This is a genomic window from Pseudoalteromonas rhizosphaerae (assembly GCF_902498845.1).
Lineage (GTDB): Bacteria > Pseudomonadota > Gammaproteobacteria > Enterobacterales > Alteromonadaceae > Pseudoalteromonas > Pseudoalteromonas rhizosphaerae.
This window is the reverse complement of record NZ_CABVLM010000007.1, coordinates 24,996-41,102: the sequence shown is the minus strand read 5'-3', so window position 1 is coordinate 41,102 and position 16,107 is coordinate 24,996. Positions and strand designations below refer to the sequence as shown.

Annotated in this window: 14 protein-coding genes; 8 read left to right on the top strand and 6 right to left on the bottom strand. The window is 39.9% G+C overall.

Annotated features, from left to right (window positions below):
* Positions 1-38 precede the first annotated feature (38 nt).
* From PSR9079_RS12085 to PSR9079_RS12065, 5 genes are all read right to left on the bottom strand, one after another.
* Positions 39-416: a DoxX-like family protein gene (locus tag PSR9079_RS12085; protein ID WP_149981822.1), complete on the bottom strand. Its 378-nt coding sequence runs from the start codon at positions 414-416 to the stop codon at positions 39-41.
* A gap of 97 nt (positions 417-513) precedes the next feature.
* Positions 514-1,287 (bottom strand): CsgG/HfaB family protein, encoded by a 774-nt coding sequence (locus PSR9079_RS12080; protein ID WP_145234530.1) that lies wholly within the window; start codon positions 1,285-1,287, stop codon positions 514-516.
* Positions 1,288-1,728 (bottom strand): curli assembly protein CsgF, encoded by a 441-nt coding sequence (locus PSR9079_RS12075; protein WP_149981821.1) that lies wholly within the window; start codon positions 1,726-1,728, stop codon positions 1,288-1,290. It abuts the gene before it with no gap.
* Positions 1,718-2,119: a curli production assembly/transport protein CsgE gene (locus tag PSR9079_RS12070; RefSeq protein WP_145234525.1), complete on the bottom strand. Its 402-nt coding sequence runs from the start codon at positions 2,117-2,119 to the stop codon at positions 1,718-1,720. The genes PSR9079_RS12075 and PSR9079_RS12070 overlap by 11 nt, the downstream gene beginning before the upstream one ends.
* A gap of 33 nt (positions 2,120-2,152) precedes the next feature.
* Entirely contained in the window at positions 2,153-3,667 is a 1,515-nt protein-coding gene (locus tag PSR9079_RS12065) for a curlin (protein ID WP_149981820.1), read from the bottom strand.
* A gap of 592 nt (positions 3,668-4,259) precedes the next feature.
* Here PSR9079_RS12065 and PSR9079_RS12060 point away from each other — a divergent pair.
* The 7 genes from PSR9079_RS12060 to PSR9079_RS12030 all read left to right on the top strand — a co-directional run bounded on the left by PSR9079_RS12060 (position 4,260) and on the right by PSR9079_RS12030 (position 14,697).
* On the top strand, positions 4,260-6,761 hold the full coding sequence (locus tag PSR9079_RS12060; protein ID WP_149981819.1) for a S8 family serine peptidase: 2,502 nt from the start codon (positions 4,260-4,262) through the stop codon (positions 6,759-6,761).
* Positions 6,762-7,113: 352 nt separating this feature from the next.
* Positions 7,114-7,794: an HAD family hydrolase gene (locus tag PSR9079_RS12055; protein WP_149981818.1), complete on the top strand. Its 681-nt coding sequence runs from the start codon at positions 7,114-7,116 to the stop codon at positions 7,792-7,794.
* The gene (locus PSR9079_RS12050) at positions 7,791-8,753 is read left to right on the top strand and encodes a sugar-binding transcriptional regulator (RefSeq protein WP_149981817.1); all 963 of its coding nucleotides are present in this window, start codon (positions 7,791-7,793) and stop codon (positions 8,751-8,753) included. The genes PSR9079_RS12055 and PSR9079_RS12050 overlap by 4 nt, the downstream gene beginning before the upstream one ends.
* 71 nt (positions 8,754-8,824) lie before the next feature.
* Positions 8,825-10,546 (top strand): purine-cytosine permease family protein, encoded by a 1,722-nt coding sequence (locus PSR9079_RS12045; RefSeq protein WP_149981816.1) that lies wholly within the window; start codon positions 8,825-8,827, stop codon positions 10,544-10,546.
* Positions 10,547-10,568: 22 nt separating this feature from the next.
* Positions 10,569-12,092: a mannitol dehydrogenase family protein gene (locus PSR9079_RS12040; RefSeq protein ID WP_149981815.1), complete on the top strand. Its 1,524-nt coding sequence runs from the start codon at positions 10,569-10,571 to the stop codon at positions 12,090-12,092.
* Between the two features lie 2 nt (positions 12,093-12,094).
* Positions 12,095-13,009 carry a carbohydrate kinase family protein gene (locus PSR9079_RS12035; protein WP_149981814.1) on the top strand — a complete coding sequence of 305 codons (915 nt, stop codon included), beginning with the start codon at positions 12,095-12,097 and terminating at the stop codon, positions 13,007-13,009.
* A gap of 224 nt (positions 13,010-13,233) precedes the next feature.
* On the top strand, positions 13,234-14,697 hold the full coding sequence (locus PSR9079_RS12030) for a carbon starvation CstA family protein (protein WP_149981813.1): 1,464 nt from the start codon (positions 13,234-13,236) through the stop codon (positions 14,695-14,697).
* A gap of 80 nt (positions 14,698-14,777) precedes the next feature.
* Here the strand turns inward: PSR9079_RS12030 and PSR9079_RS12025 are convergent, their stop codons facing one another.
* Positions 14,778-15,296 (bottom strand): TetR/AcrR family transcriptional regulator, encoded by a 519-nt coding sequence (locus PSR9079_RS12025; RefSeq protein ID WP_149981812.1) that lies wholly within the window; start codon positions 15,294-15,296, stop codon positions 14,778-14,780.
* A 179-nt stretch (positions 15,297-15,475) separates the two neighbouring features.
* Here PSR9079_RS12025 and PSR9079_RS12020 point away from each other — a divergent pair, with 179 nt between their 5' ends.
* Entirely contained in the window at positions 15,476-16,096 is a 621-nt protein-coding gene (locus tag PSR9079_RS12020) for a glutathione S-transferase family protein (RefSeq protein ID WP_149981811.1), read from the top strand.
* Positions 16,097-16,107: the final 11 nt, after the last annotated feature.

Sequence of the window (16,107 nt, the reverse complement as noted above, 5' to 3'; positions counted from 1 at the left end):
ACTCAATCGGTAATTACCATTGGGATTATTTTCCCAACTTAGTTATTGGGCTGAGCTTTTAGGCTATTTAATAGCACTAAGCTTAGGCCAATAATTGGCAAGTTTGTAGTCACGGGGTTAAATGCTTCAACTAAAAGTTGTGGTTGTAGCGCAGCAACAAAGAATAGTAACCCAACTAATGCAATGATATTTAAAACAATGATTATTTTAGATTGATAATATATAAATAGCAGTATAGCGAAGGCGACCTCGCCGACCCCCGCCGATTTAGTGACTAAATAAGACATCGATTCTGAAAAGCCAAGGCTTGCAGTTATTAGTTTTTCAAGCGGGGCAATATGCACAAGTTTTGGAAATATGCCGTGGTATAACCAGCAAAAACTAATGATATATCGGGCAATTTGGACTGATGACATACAGCTTCCTTTTCAAGCAAGATTAATTTTAGAGATTAGCATGTGGCCTTAGTAAATGAATTAACTATTTACCAAAGCAATCATGTTAAGTGTTTAATTAACTACGCTTTGTTGCCCATATGCCTTTATCTATGCCTTTGATGACTAGATCACTGAGGGCTTTTTCAATTGCTTGGGTTACGCAAATGCTCATCGGTTCGTTATCACTAAAACCCGCTTCGGCTTCGGCTAAACGTTTATAACTAACATAACGGAAGAACCCTGCGCGCATCTCTTGGCTGAGCACTTTTTTGCTGGTGGCTACGGACAATAATACTTGCCCAGTACGCACGTCTACGGCACGTAAATAAATCGAGATTGCATCTTCGCGGTAGAGTTCTGACGCGCCGATGCCAAAATATTCCATGCCAAAACCACCGGTTTTTACATTGGTGTCGTAGCTAATTATACCGCCTTCTAAAATGATTTTAGCGGTGGTCAGTGGTGGTAATTCAACAGCATTTGGCTGTTCGGCTTGGGCGGCACGAATAATTTTTCTTTCAGTCAGAATATTTTGCAAACCTTCACGTTCAACCGGAATAAACCAATCAGATTCGTGCAGCGCTTGTATTAAGATGGAATTAGCCCCTTGAGTGACGGCGGTTGAAAATGAACTAACATTGCCTTGCGGTTTATATTGCCCCGTTTGATCACGAAAAGAATATACCGATACGGCGATACTGCCAGCAGGTGTTGGTAACTGTTGAAGTGCTTTAAAGGTTTCAGTGGGGGTTAAACTTGCGGCCAACTGTTGCGAAGGTGGGATCAAATTGCCCATGCTACTGCATGCGGATAATGCCAGGGTAAGTACTGCAATAAATAGCGCTTTCATTTAGCTAAACCTCGGTACTTCAATGACCACGACACTGTTGTCAGTGGTGTTGGTTATTCGCACTGTAATTGAATCTACGGTACTGGTGATCACTTGAATTTCGTAATCACCACTTAAAAAAATTGAATCTTGGTTAAAAATACTTTCATCTATATCTTCACCAAAGGCAATATCAGTGATCTCTCTTACCATGCGGTTTAAGTAGGTACGTTCTAGAGAATCTTGAAATTTCTCAGCGTAGCTTTGTTCAATTATTGGTGCTTTATGTTTATTTTGCGCTTGCGCTTTATTTAATAGCATACTGGCATTGAGTGGACTACCTCCGAAACTTGGATTAATGGGGGTATACACAAGCTCTGTTGCAGATACAGATAAGGGGAGTAATATCATTATAATTGTTGTTATATATTTTCTTGAGTAGGGGGCCATTTTACCATCCATTTTTTGCCATATCGGGCGAAGCTTTATGTAAATTAGAGCGCGCCATCGCATCCATAACACTGTATAAAGCGTGTTCTACACGCTCATCAATAGGCTCCAAGCGACGCCCTAAATAGGTTACATATACAATTTGATTATTCATTACTAAGGTCAGTTTTGTGCCAGCCCGAGGAAGTACGGTCTCTTTTATTTCTATATTAAAACCAGCGGTTGAGGGTAGGTCGCGCCAAAGGTTTGAAAATTCAAAATAAAACTGGTGACCAAAGCGACTAATGCTGCGATCGAGCACTAGGCCATCTATTTCTAATTCGTCAGCGCCTTGAGATAAGTGGCTAAAGGTAGTTAAAAAAAGCAGGCTTAGCGCGGTAATAAGCGTTCTAACTAATGTCATGTTTAATATGGGGGGACGTGCCCCCCAATATCCTTATTCTTGGCTCACAGTTGCTGTGTTGTAATCGCCCACTTGGGTGATCACGACTGAAGTGTTAGAAGCGGTAATAGCACCTTCAACTAAGTTGCCATTGCCTACTTGTGTGACTGTGAAGTTGATGTTGTCACCACCAACGATAAATGCACCCGTATCGATACCTGCTACCATATTCATATCGCCTTGCTGCGAAATATCAATAGAATGGTTGCTGCCTTCCATAACTAAATCAATCGCATTCAGGTCGCCACTTTGGCTAAAATCAACGCTATTGTTATTACTATTTAGCACACTTGCAAAGGTTAATGTTGCTTCATTTGTGCTGCCTAATTGACTGATGTTAATGTCATTATCGTTTGAAGTAAGCGATGTGTCAGGGTACGAAGATTGAATTAAAGCGGTATTCATGTCACCGGCTTGAGCTAAATCAACGTCGTTGCCTTGACCATTAAAATTAGCGATGTGAGCGCTGTTTTCGTTACCAATTTGAACGCTTGAGAATTCATTGTCAGCGCCAATTGTGCCCAAGTAGGTCTCGTTCATTGAGCCATTTTGCATAACAGTGAGTTCATTGTTATCACCTAATACATCAGCCCCAACTTGATTATTATCTTGTTGTTGATCAACCGAAACTTGATTGTCATTACCGGCAAATAACTCAGATGTGAAGGTATTGGTATTACCTTCTTGGTCGATTGATAGGGTGTTTTCGTTTCCTTCAACACTTGCAAAAGTCGCAGTATTTGAATCACCCGCTTGTTCGATTTCTAAGCTGTTTTCATCGCCGCGAACAGAAGTAACCGTAACGCCGTTGAAATTACCTTCTTGTGCTATTACTACTTCATTCGTATTACCAACGAGTTCAGTAAGTGTAAAAGCGTTAAACAAGCCGTTTTGAGTAACTTCAATGGTGTTTTCGTCACCACTAATAGTTGCGAGCGTTGCTTCATTTAAAAGGCCTGCTTGAGATGCGCTAATTTTGTTGCTATTACCTTGCAAATCCAAATTATAAAACCAATGGCCGCCATCTTGCTGAGTAACTGCAATGTCGTTAGCATCACCTTGAACTACGTTAATCGCTTCGTTATTAATACCAAAAAAGCCCGTGCCAAACTGCGCAACATTGACTGAGTTATCATCGCCTGTTATGTCTGATAGAGCGCCATTAACTTCACCATCTTGGCTGTGACTTAGGGTGTTGTTATCGCCTGTTGCGTACGTTAAAGACAAGTTTTGAATTTGTTTTTGATCAACATTAATGCTGTTGTTATCGCCTAAACTTGTTACGTTTGCTTCAAGGCCATCACCTTGTTGCGTGACCATTACATCGTTACCCATACCTTGCAATGATGTTTGTTCAATAGTGAGGACATTGCCTACCGCAGTAGTTGACACTTGACTTGCTAATACAGAGGTTGATTGGTTTTTATCGTCGATATTTGCGTGTGCAACAAAGCTTGAACTTAATGCAACTGCGATTGCACATGTCAATAAAGATTTATTTAACTTCATGATTTTTCCTTAACTTATAATTATTAGAGCAGTCATTAATGGGTTGTGGATACCTTAATGTTCTGCATAGTTTGTTCGGCATGCCTTGCCGATTTAAGTTTTGTGATATCAAGAGCAAAAAGCTCACTCATACAAAAGTGAGTGAAGAATTATATTGATATGCAGTGTTGTGTTTTATGCAATTAATGCTTTTTTACTTACGCACTGCTACCAATTGACGGTTAACTTTATTGTGTAAACGTAATATTCGAAATCATCTCTTTTTATGATTTTTAATCTGCTTTATTTTCAATTGCTTACTTGTTTTAGCGCCGTAATCAGCTTGGAGTGTTGAATAATCTGGTAATAAAAGATGAGGCGAGTAAGGCATCTACTGAGCGCTAATTACTCATAAAAACGATTGTGTTGTTAATAAATTGACCGTTAAAAACAGTGTTAAAGACTGGTTTTTTAGTAATTTATTGAATTTTTCTTGTCTGGTTTAGGTTTTCTCTGTCATTTATGGTGCTTGCCAGTGATATTTCAAAAGTAGTGAAGTTAGCGAAACTTAGTAACAAAGCTAAGTTAATATTTCTAACTATGGATACAAAATATGAAAACTAAATTATCTATTTTAAGCTTGGCTATTTTGCCATGTTTAGCTGCAGCACAAGTAACAACCATTGCTGCAGAGCCTTCAGCACGAGCTTCTCAAGACTCATTGCTCGTTATGTATAAAAAAGGCACTTCTGTGGCAATGCGTAGTCAAGCTCGCAGTTTAGTAAAAGCTAAAGTAAGTGATTTAAATAAAGATGGTGTTGATGACAACTATTCGTCGATTTTATCTGGTCGTCTAGCTAAGTTTGAAGTAACTGGCATGAGCACCAAGCAAGCAATTAAATTACTGCAAACACATGCAGCGGTTGAATATGTTGAGCCAGATTATCGCGTGAGTATTGCTACGGCTCCCAATGACCCTGATTTTTCAAAGTTGTGGGGGTTACACAATGAAGGCCAATCTGGTGGGACGGCCGATGCGGATATAGATGCACTCGAAGCATGGTCAATTACAACAGGTGGCAAAGATGTCGTTGTGGGCGTTATCGATACTGGTGTAGATCACAGTCATAGTGATTTAACGGCAAATATGTGGATAAACCCGAATGAAATCGCAGGCGATGGCATCGATAATGATGGTAATGGCTACATTGATGACGTGCATGGTATTAATGCCATTACAAATGTTGGCGACCCAATGGATGACCAAGGTCACGGTACGCATGTATCAGGGACAATCGGCGCAGCCGGTAATAACAATAACGGTGTTGTGGGTGTTAATCATGAAGCGGCGATTGTTGGTTGTAAGTTTTTAGATGCATCAGGCAGTGGCTCTACATCCGACGCTATTAAGTGTATTGACTATATGGTGAGTCTGAAAAATGCGGGTGTAAATGTTCGCGTACTAAATAATAGTTGGGGCGGTGGTGGCTTTAGCCAAGCGCTTGCTGATGCGATAACCGCCAGCGAACAAGCTGACATTTTATTTGTTGCCGCTGCAGGTAATGACGCCGTTGATAATGACCAAAATCCACATTATCCATCCAATTATGAGCATGAAAGCGTGTTGTCAGTGGCCAGCACTGATCGTAACGATAATATGTCAGACTTTTCACAATGGGGTTTAACCAGTGTTGATTTAGGTGCTCCAGGGAGTGCTATTTTATCAACCGTACCGGGTAATGGTTATGCAACTTACTCTGGTACATCAATGGCCACACCGCATGTTGCGGGTGTCGCTGCTTTGGTACTATCACTCAATCCTGACTTATCAACAAGTGAGCTTAAACAGCTGCTTATGGATAGTGGCGATGATAATGCACAACTGGCAGGGAAGACCGTATCGGGCAAACGCTTAAACGCTAATCAAGCTCTTGAGCAGGCAGACCCTACACCAAGCTTTAAGCTATCTGTTACACCAACAGCTCAGCAGATCACTGCCGGTGAAACGGCAACATATACATTTGAAATTGGCTCAATTGCCCAGTGGCAAGGGGTTGTAGATCTTGAATTAATTGGCGATCTAGCTGGTGCTAGTTTATCAGCAAACACTGCAACGCCTGGTGATGTGGTGATACTTAGTGTGCCAACTCAAGAGTCAACACAATGGGGGCGCTATGACTTTAGCGTAAATGCATCTTCTGGCGAGTTGGCTAAGCAGAAGTCAGTAAGCTTATTAGTTGATCCTGTTGGCTTAAATGATTTTACCTATACGAATGATACCGCAGTTGCAATCCCCGATAACAATGTTGACGGTGTTGATTCTGTGATCACCGTAAATGATCCACTGACTGTTTTTGCAACTCAAGCGAGTATTGATATTTCACATACTTACATTGGTGATTTAATCGTTACGTTAACCTCGCCTAGAGGAACAAGTTCTACATTGCATAGTCAGTCAGGCGGTAGCGCAGAGGATATAGTACAAAGCTACTCTTTAGCTGATTTTAATGGCGAAGTGGCAACGGGTGATTGGGTATTACATGTTGAAGATACCTATGCGGCAGATACTGGCACACTGAATAATTGGTCACTTACATTTAGTGCAATTGGTGAGGTAACCCCGCAGCCACCACAAGCTGGTTTTGACTATGATGCACAAGCTTTAACAGTCTCGTTTACGGATTCAAGCAGCGATGCAAATAACGATATTACACAATGGAGCTGGGACTTTGGTGATGGTGCAACTTCAACAGATGCAAATCCAGTTCATGCTTATGCGCAAGCAGGCAATTATGAAGTAACCCTTACGGTTACTGATAGTGAAGGCAATACTGGTACATCAATGCAAACAGTGGTTGTGAGTGATGTTGAGATAGAGTTGAGTTTGGTACGTGCCAATAAAACACGCCTTAATACTATGCGTGTAGAGTTAAGTTGGCCACAAGTTGGCGAGCAAGCACTCAATGTATATAGAAATGGCGAGTTGCTTGGTACAACCGCAGACACAGGTCGCTATCGTGACTTTGCTCGTAATGCCACATTACCTGTATATGACTACCAACTATGTGTTACTGAAAATGTATGTTCGAACATTGTGACGGTTACATTCGAATAAGCTAGATAAATCTTAATTATCTACAAAGCTCTGCTATCCCCTGCAGGGCTTTTATTGCTTTGGTTTTATCTATTTATAAACTTGCGCCATTCAGCCTTTTAGCTGAACCCAGTGTATGGAGTGGGTGCTTGTAATGCCCTTTTAATCACTCTTAGACTTAAGTCTTATGCTTGACGCTAACTCATTCGAAACTACAGGTTTTCTTCCTTTTTTTCACCGATGATATTCATTCTGGTGCATTACATATTCACTTTTTATTGACATTTATCTATATAGAAGAGAATATGCTCGATCTGTGGGCTAATGCCCAAAATTGGTGAGTGATGGGTTTAATTGCACAAAAAGGTGGCAAATGGCCAACAAGATAGAGCTAGTTATATTTGATTGTGACGGTGTTGTGATTGATAGCGAGGTACTAAGTGCCAGAGTGTTAATAGACATGTTGAGAGATTTTAATATCAATATAGACATGCACTATGTTCAGCATCATTTTTTAGGTTGTAGCTTTAAATCAGTTAGCGAGAAAATAGCAACCGCTTTTGAGGTTAATTTACCACATCAGTTTGAGAGCGATTACAGGCACACGCTGATTACTATGTTTGCAGAGCACTTACAGCCAACGGCAGGTATTAAGAACATATTGTTAAACTTAAATGTGCCATTTTGTATTGCAACTAGTAGCAGTTTACAAAGAACGCAAAAAGCATTACATGCAGTTAAATTTGACTCATTATTTGCAAATATATTTACCAGTGAAGAAGTTACTTTAGGTAAACCAGCGCCAGATTTATTTCTACATGCCGCAAATCAGATGGGGGTTTTACCGCAAAACTGTTTAGTCATTGAGGATAGTAGCGCAGGTATTCAAGCTGCAATCAGCGCAAATATGCCAGTCATGTACTATTTTGGTGGTCAGCATTTAGAGCAGGGCGTTAACCATGTACATATAAACTTCCCTGAAGTTGCATTGCTTGATCATTGGCAGTCGTTTTTTATTTCCCATCCAGAGCTTAAAAGTAAGTCGTTATTATGAAACAAAAATCAAACAGCGAACTAAAAAAACTAGAAGATGCTGCACGTGCGGCGTGGCTTTATTATGTGGCAAAAAATACGCAAGATGAGATAGCGCAAAAATTAGATGTATCACGTCAATCTGCGCAAAGACTGATTGCACTCGCTGTAAGCGAAGGCTTAATAAAAGTTAGATTAGATCACCCAATTACTCATTGTATGGAACTTGCCGAGCAGCTCAAATCAGCATTTAATTTATTAGAATGTGAGATTGCACCAAGTGATCCTACTGATATTAACTCTACTTACGGCCTTGCACAAAGTGGTGCAAAAATATTAGAGCGTTACTTAAAGTCAAAACAGCCTAAAACACTTGCCTTTGGAACAGGGCGTTCATTAAAAGCGTGTATTGAAGAGCTGCCTAACATGGATTGCGAACAGCATAAATTAGTCTCGATTGTGGGCAATATGATGCAAGATGGCTCAGCTTCAAAATTTGATATTGTAGTGAGTATGGCTAACCGTGTTAATGCTAAGCATTTCCCGTTACCTCTGCCTTTATTTGCACAAACACAAGCGCAAAAACACTTATTACACGATTTAGCTCCCGTGAAAAATATCTTCCAGCTAGCTGCGAATGCCGATGCGACTTTCGTGGGAATAGGTCATATGACAAAAAACTCACCGTTATTGATGGATGGTTTTATTGAACCTGAACAACTGCAATCATTTCAAGATACTGGCGTGGCAGGTGAGGTTGTAAGTTGGCTTTATGACGAAAACGGTAAACTTATTAGTAACGAGCTCACTCAGTGCTTATTGAGTGCGCCACTACAAATTAATACAGATAAACCTGTTTTTGGTATTGCTGCTGGCCCGGAGAAAGTGACTGCTTTACTAAGCGCTTTGAAAGGTAAGCTGATTAATTCGTTAATTACTAATGAATATACAGCTGAACAAATTCTTAAACGTATTTCATAAAAATTAATAACACGCCTTAAATCGTCATTCGTACAAGGGTACGAACAATGGTATGGGTATAGGAAGTGATAATGACAACACATCAAAACACACCTAATTTTAGTGAGGTAAATGAGGAGCAGCTACCGGTTGCTCAACATAAGCTTCATGGCTGGAAGCATTTTGCCGGGCTATATGCCGGTGAGCATGTTGCAGCAACTGAGTTTGTAATAGGTGCAACCTTTGTGGCTCTGGGTGCCTCAACAATTGATATATTACTCGGTTTACTAATTGGTAATTTACTTGCCATGTGTTCTTGGTGGTTGATCACTGCACCGATTGCAGTAGAAACTCGCTTGAGTTTATATAACTACTTAAACAAAATTGCTGGTAACTCAATGACCAAGCTCTATAACTGGGCTAACGTGGTTATTTTTAGTGTGATATCAGCGGCGATGATCACGGTATCTTCCACCGCGGTGCGTTTTTTGTTTGATATACCCGCACAGCTTGACTGGTATCCAAATAGCTTGTCGTTTGTAGCCATTGTTTTAGCTGTTGGTTCGATTGTTGTATTTGTTGCTATGTATGGTTTTTCTACGGTTGCTGACTTTTCAAAACTATGTGCGCCGTGGTTATTTGTTATTTTTGTTGGTGGCTCGTTTGTACTTTTTCCCGAGTTATCAAACCACGTGTTGGGCTCGTCCACATTATCAGGGTTTAGTGACTTCATTGCGATAGGCGACGCTTCAATTTGGACAGGAACAAATGCTGCTGGTGAAAAAGGTATTGGTCTGTTAGAAGTTATTGGCTTTGCATGGGCTGCTAATTCAATTACCCACTTTGGTTTAATCGACATGGCTATTTTTAGATTTGCGAAACGCAAAAGCTATGGTTTGTTCTCTGGCGTGGGCATGTTTTTTGGTCATTACTTAGCGTGGATCTCTGCGGGTATTATGGGCGCAGGTGTTGCGGTATTACTAAAAACAACGATTTCATCACTGGATCCGGGCGATGTTGCATACCATGCATTAGGTTGGACTGGTTTTGTTATCGTCATTATTGCTGGTTGGACAACCGCTAACGCAAACCTTTACCGTGCTGGTTTAGCTGCTCAATCTATATTTGTTAATCAATCACGTGAACGCACAACCGCGATTGTAGGCGTGGTCACCGTGATCATCGCGTGTTTTCCTTTTGTATTTTCACAAATGCTACCGCTACTTACCTACGCTGGTTTATTAGTTGTGCCAGTGGGCGGCATTGTATTTGCCGAGCATGTGTTATTTCCTAAAATTGGCTTAACACGTTACTGGGCTAAATATAAAAATATTACCCGCAGTGTACCTGCCATCGCTTCTTGGGCTGCGGCATTGGTATTTGGTTTTGGTTTAAATGCACTTGATGTGATGTCGTTTTATTATTTATTTATTCCTACTTGGTTTTTTACCATCGTTATATACACCGCTTTAGCTAAAAAATATGGTGCTGATGAAGATTACAGCGATGCAATTATTGCAGATGAACAAGAATTAAAAGCAATTAAGGCGTATCAGCAAGAAGCGGCTAAAAACCTTTCACCTGTTGTTATTGACTCATCAGTGTTTACGAAAGTATTAAATGCGATATCAACACTATCATTAATCACTATTTTTATTTTTGCCAGTCAAGTGATGTTTTTTAGCGACACTATGAGCATTTATAAAAATAACAAATCACTGTTTGAAATAGTGTGCTTCATTTGTACGCTTCTTTATTTTGCAACTGCTTACTGGTCGCTCAAGCGCCATAAAGCATTGAATACCTCATCGTAAATCTGTTTAGTAAGGCAACGATATGACCAAATTAAAACACACACAAGCTCATACTACTGAGCTAAATCAGCACAATATTGCTTCAGTATCGAGTATTGTTGATGTTCCTACTTACGATCGTAGCAAAGTTAAAGCAGGTATTGTACACATAGGTGTGGGCGGCTTTCACCGCGCGCACCAAGCAGCTTATATAAATGAGTTACTTAAAACTCCAGGGAACGAACAGTGGGGAATTTGTGGCATTGGCTTATTAGAAGCAAACCGTGGTTTGCGAGATGTTCTGGCCAAACAGGACAACCTTTATACACTCACTATTAGGCATCCAAATGGGCGTGTTGAAAACACGGTTATAGGTTCAATGGTGGAGTTCTTGTTTGCACCTGAAAGCAAACAAGCGGTTATTGATAAAATGGCTCACCCAGATACAAAAATTGTCTCGTTGACCATTACGGAAGGGGGTTATAATTTTCACCCCGCTACTGGGGAGTTTGATTATACTAACCCCGATATTATGCATGATATTGCTAATCCATCAGAACCAATTACTGCTTTTGGTTATATAACTGCGGCGCTTAAACTACGCAAAGAGCAAGGCCTTGCGGCATTTACAGTGCAATCGTGCGATAACATTCAACATAACGGACACGTTACGCGAAAAATGTTATTAGCTTTTGCTTTTAAACAAGATGCGGAATTAGCGCATTGGATTGAGCAACATGTTGCATTTCCTAATGGAATGGTTGACCGTATTACGCCTATTTCAAAACAGTCTGATATTGATTATGTGAGCCAAGCTTACGGTGTAACTGACGGCTGGCCAATTACATGTGAGTCTTTTACTCAATGGGTTATTGAAGATTCGTTTAGTAATGGTCGCCCTAATTGGGATAAAGTTGGTGCGCAGTTTGTTAGCGATGTAACACCTTATGAAAAAATGAAAATTCGCTTATTAAATGCAGGTCATTCAGTGCTAGGCTTGTTAGGTGAACTTCATGGCTACAGTACTATTGATGAAACGGTATCCGATCCATTATTCGCTAAATATCTTCGTTCATTTATGGACTTAGAAGTAACACCTCTGTTGGATGAACTTCCTGGTATTGATCTTGATAGCTACAAAGATACTTTAATCGAGCGTTTTGCTAACCCAAATATTAAAGATAGTCTTGCGCGTATTTGCTCACAAAGTTCAGCAAAATTACCTAAATTTTTAATCGCAACTATCAGTGACAATCTTATTCAAGAACGAGATATTGCATTGGCCACATTGGTAATTGCAAGTTGGTGCCTATACAGTGATAAGGGTGTAAATCAACAAGGTGAAACACTTGAAATTCATGATGATATGGCTCAAGAGTTAAGCACCGCGGCTAAGTTAACGACAATAAAGCCGACGTCATTTATTGAACTTGAAAGTCTTTTTGGTGACTTAGCCGATAATGAAGAGTTTATCAGCCAGTATACTCATGCAATAGCTGCAATTTATGCACCCCAGAGCCAAATAAAAGATGTAATGGCTGCAACCTTAGCTAAAAAGGGTAAATAAAAATGAGTGTATTAATAAATAAAAAAGTAGCCAGCGATTTAACTATTAGCTGTTTTGGTGAAGTTTTATGGGATTGCTTTGACTCAGGTAAGCGATTAGGTGGTGCGCCTTTAAACATGTGTGTTCGCATAAACGCACTGGGTATTAAAGCGGATATGATAAGCGCGGTAGGTAATGATGAGCTTGGCCGTGAATTACTCGGTGAAATAGCCGCTAGGGGCGTTAGTTGTAACTACATCGCAACAAACAGCAAACCGACAAGTACTGTTGAAGTGGCACTCGATAATAGCGGTAGTGCAAGTTATACCATTATTGCTGATACTGCATGGGATAACATCGCTTTGACTAATACATTAGTCAATAAAGTGTCTACCGATGATGTATTTGTATTCGGTAGTTTAATTGGTCGCAGTGCACCTTCTTTGGCTACTTTGCAGCAATTGCTTGAAGTGGCAAATTTCAAAGTCTTTGATGTTAATTTACGGGCACCGTACTATAAACTCGATACGTTAATTGAATTGATGAATAAAGCTGACTTCATAAAACTCAATGATGATGAGCTTTATGAAATTGCAAAAGCTATGGGCTGTAAGTATCACTCACTTGAACAAAATCTCGCGTATATTGCTGAGCACACCAACACTGATTATTTGTGTGTCACAAAAGGCAGCCACGGTGCTTTACTTACGATTAAAGGGGTCAATTACTACAACTCTGGCTATTTAATCAATGTGGTTGATACTGTAGGTGCTGGGGATTCATTTTTAGGTGCGCTTATATATCAACTGTGTAGTAGTAATGATCCTCAACATAGCGTTGACTTTGCATGTGCTGTAGGGGCTATGGTTGCAGAAAGCCAAGGGGCTACGCCAATTTTAAGCCATCAACAAATTAATGAGTTTATGGATCCTGTGTGATCCAGCTGCTATTTAGAAAGCGGTTTTATTAACCGCTTTTTTATTGCCTACTATATTGTTCCTGATAGTTAAACTCGGCACTTCAAACATCTAATAATATTATCAGATAGTCGTATTGTGGATTTTAACAGGCTCTGCTAACGTTCAACGATTACCCATATTTTGAAATTCGGGGCGACTGACAACGCGCTCTATAATACAAATACAAAAAGAGAAACGTGCTTATGATCATCTTTTTTATCTGCCTGACTATTTTAATATTAGGTTACAAGTTCTACAGTCCCTTTGTAGAAAAACAAGCTGGTATGGACGCCACCATTGATACACCACAAAAACGCTTTAGCGAAGGTGTTGACTATGTTGCAATTCATCCTGTTCGTGCGTTTTTAATTCAGTTTTTAAATATTGCAGGGGTAGGCCCAATATTTGGCCCTATTCTAGGTGCTCTATATGGACCAATTGCTTTGGTCTGGATCGTACTCGGTAATGTATTAGGTGGAGCTGTACACGACTTTTACTCAGGTGTTATGAGTATCAAAGAGGATGGCAAAAGCTTACCAGAAATTGCAGGTAAATATTATAACGTTGTATTTAAAGGCTTTATGTTAATATTTACGGCGATGTTACTGTTTTTTGTCGGCGTGGTATTCATAATGAGCCCCGCTGGATTATTAAGTAACTTAGACGTATTTAAAGATACTATATTTGCCAATAATACCTTTTGGGTTTTGGCAATTTTGGCCTATTATTTTTTAGCTACTTTACTGCCAATTGATAAAATCATTACTAAATTTTACCCTGTTTTTGGTTTATTAATGATTGTGATGACAGTTGCAATTGCTGTATCACTGTTAATTAATGCGCCGCATTTACCAGTAGCAGGTGATTTTTTAGCGTATTTTGAAGCTGATCATGCCCACGACTTTTTAACTCCAAATCCAGATGGATTACCTACTTGGCCATTATTGTTTATTACCATAACCTGTGGTGCGATTAGTGGTTTTCACTCTACGCAAGCACCAATTATTGCACGTTGCTTAACTAACGAAAAATACGTTCGTCCAGTTTATTACGGCGCAATGATGTGTGAAGGCATTGTCGGCTGTGTATGGGCACTGGCTGGTATTGCTGCGTTCCCAGAAGGCTATGCAGGTTTAAAAGCAATGCTTGATTTAGGCGGCCCAGGTTTAGTGGTTAATCATATAGCAAACAGTTATTTAGGTGTGTTTGGTGGAATTATGGCGATTATTGCAGTAGCAGTATTCCCAATTACCTCAGGTGATACGGCGTTTCGTTCACTGCGCTTAACCGTGGTTGATGCGTTTAATATTCCGCAAAGTTTGCGTAATCGTTTATTGCTTGCGGTGCCAATTTTAGCAATCGCATACTTTATGACAAAACTCGATTTCTCTGTTATTTGGCGCTACTTCGCATTTTCAAACATGCTGCTTTCTACGAGTGTGTTATGGCTTGCGACTAAGTACTTATTTGACCGTGGAACATTCCATTGGATTGCGAGTATTCCTGCAGTAATAGCTACAGCCGTTACGTTATCGTACATCATGACCGCTGCAATTGGCCTTAACTTATCAAGTGATATGGGCAAACCAATTGGTGTTGTGGTTGCTGTGGTAGGATTTATTGCACTAGCTATAGTACATTCAAAACATAAAGTGCGTGTAAATTAATACACTGCAGTGTATTAATGACGTAACAAGCGAGCTGTAAAGCTCGCTTTTTTTATAGTTCTAAAGTGACGTAATGCCTGTTAGAAAATGGCTTGTTCAAAGTAACTAATATCGTCAAGGGTGTTACTGATCATCATCGCGCCCTCTAATAAACTCACTGTTTTAATCGCGGCACGTTCAGGATTAAGCTCTCCATTTATTTTATGTGCTTGAGTTAACCAGGCTAAGTTTTTAATGAAAAAGCGTTTTACTTCATCGCGCACTTTATTAGGAAGACTGTCACTTTGTGCGCCAAGTAAGCCACATAAACACATCTTTTTATCTATAACTAACGCGTTTGTAAATAATTGCGTGTAAATATCAATAGGGTTTTTACCGTTTGCTTTGTGTGCCTCCGGTTCGCCAAGCACAGCGATAAAGGCATCCGTATATTGATGCGCGAGTTCAGCACCTAAATCAGCTTTGGTTGGAAAATGATAATGCACACTCGCACTTTTAATACCAATTTCATTCGCCAACTCTCTAAAGCTAAAATTGCTATAGCCACCAAGTCTAACCTTATTTTCTGCTGCTTTTAACAGGGCTGCTTTTTTTGTCATTTTAAAATTTCCTTCATATCGTTGCAAAAAATTATCAACCAGTAGGTAGTTATTTTCAAGCTCTTATATTTTTAGTTTGCAAAGATCGAGATCTTAATATAAATTACCTATCAGTAGGTAGGTTATTTGATCTTGCCAATAATAGTTCAAACTGTGGTTAAAAATATAAAGAGATAATTATGAAAATTTATGACGTAGAAAACTTTCCTAATCCATTACGTGTACGTATTGCACTTGCTGAAAAAAATGCGACTGACAAAGTAGAATTTGTTGCTGTTGATTTATTAAACGGTGAGCATCGTACTGAAGCCTTTTTAGCTAAAAACCCCTTAGCAGGCGTGCCTGTTTTAGAGCTAGATGACGGGACATATATAGCAGAATGCACCGCGATTACTGAATACATTGATAGTGCTTTTGCTGGCCTGTCATTAACGGGTATTGAGGCGAAAGAGCGTGCGGTTATTAATATGATGCAAAAACGTGCGGAGTCAATGGTACTCGATGCGGTAGCCAGTTACTTTCATCACGCAACGGATGGTTTAGGCCCAGCGCTTGAAACCTATCAAAATGTTGCTTGGGGAGCAAAGCAAGGTGAAAAAGCGCACCAAGGTTTTGTTTATTTTAATACGGTATTAGCAAACTCTGCTTATGTTGCTGGTGAGCAATTTACTGTAGCAGATATTACTTTGTACGCCGGCCTGGTGTTTGCAGGCTTTGCACAAATTGTTATTCCAAGTGAGCTATCACATTTAATTGCATGGCAACAAAAGGTCGCGCAGCGTCCAAGTATTGCTAAATAGATTTATAATTT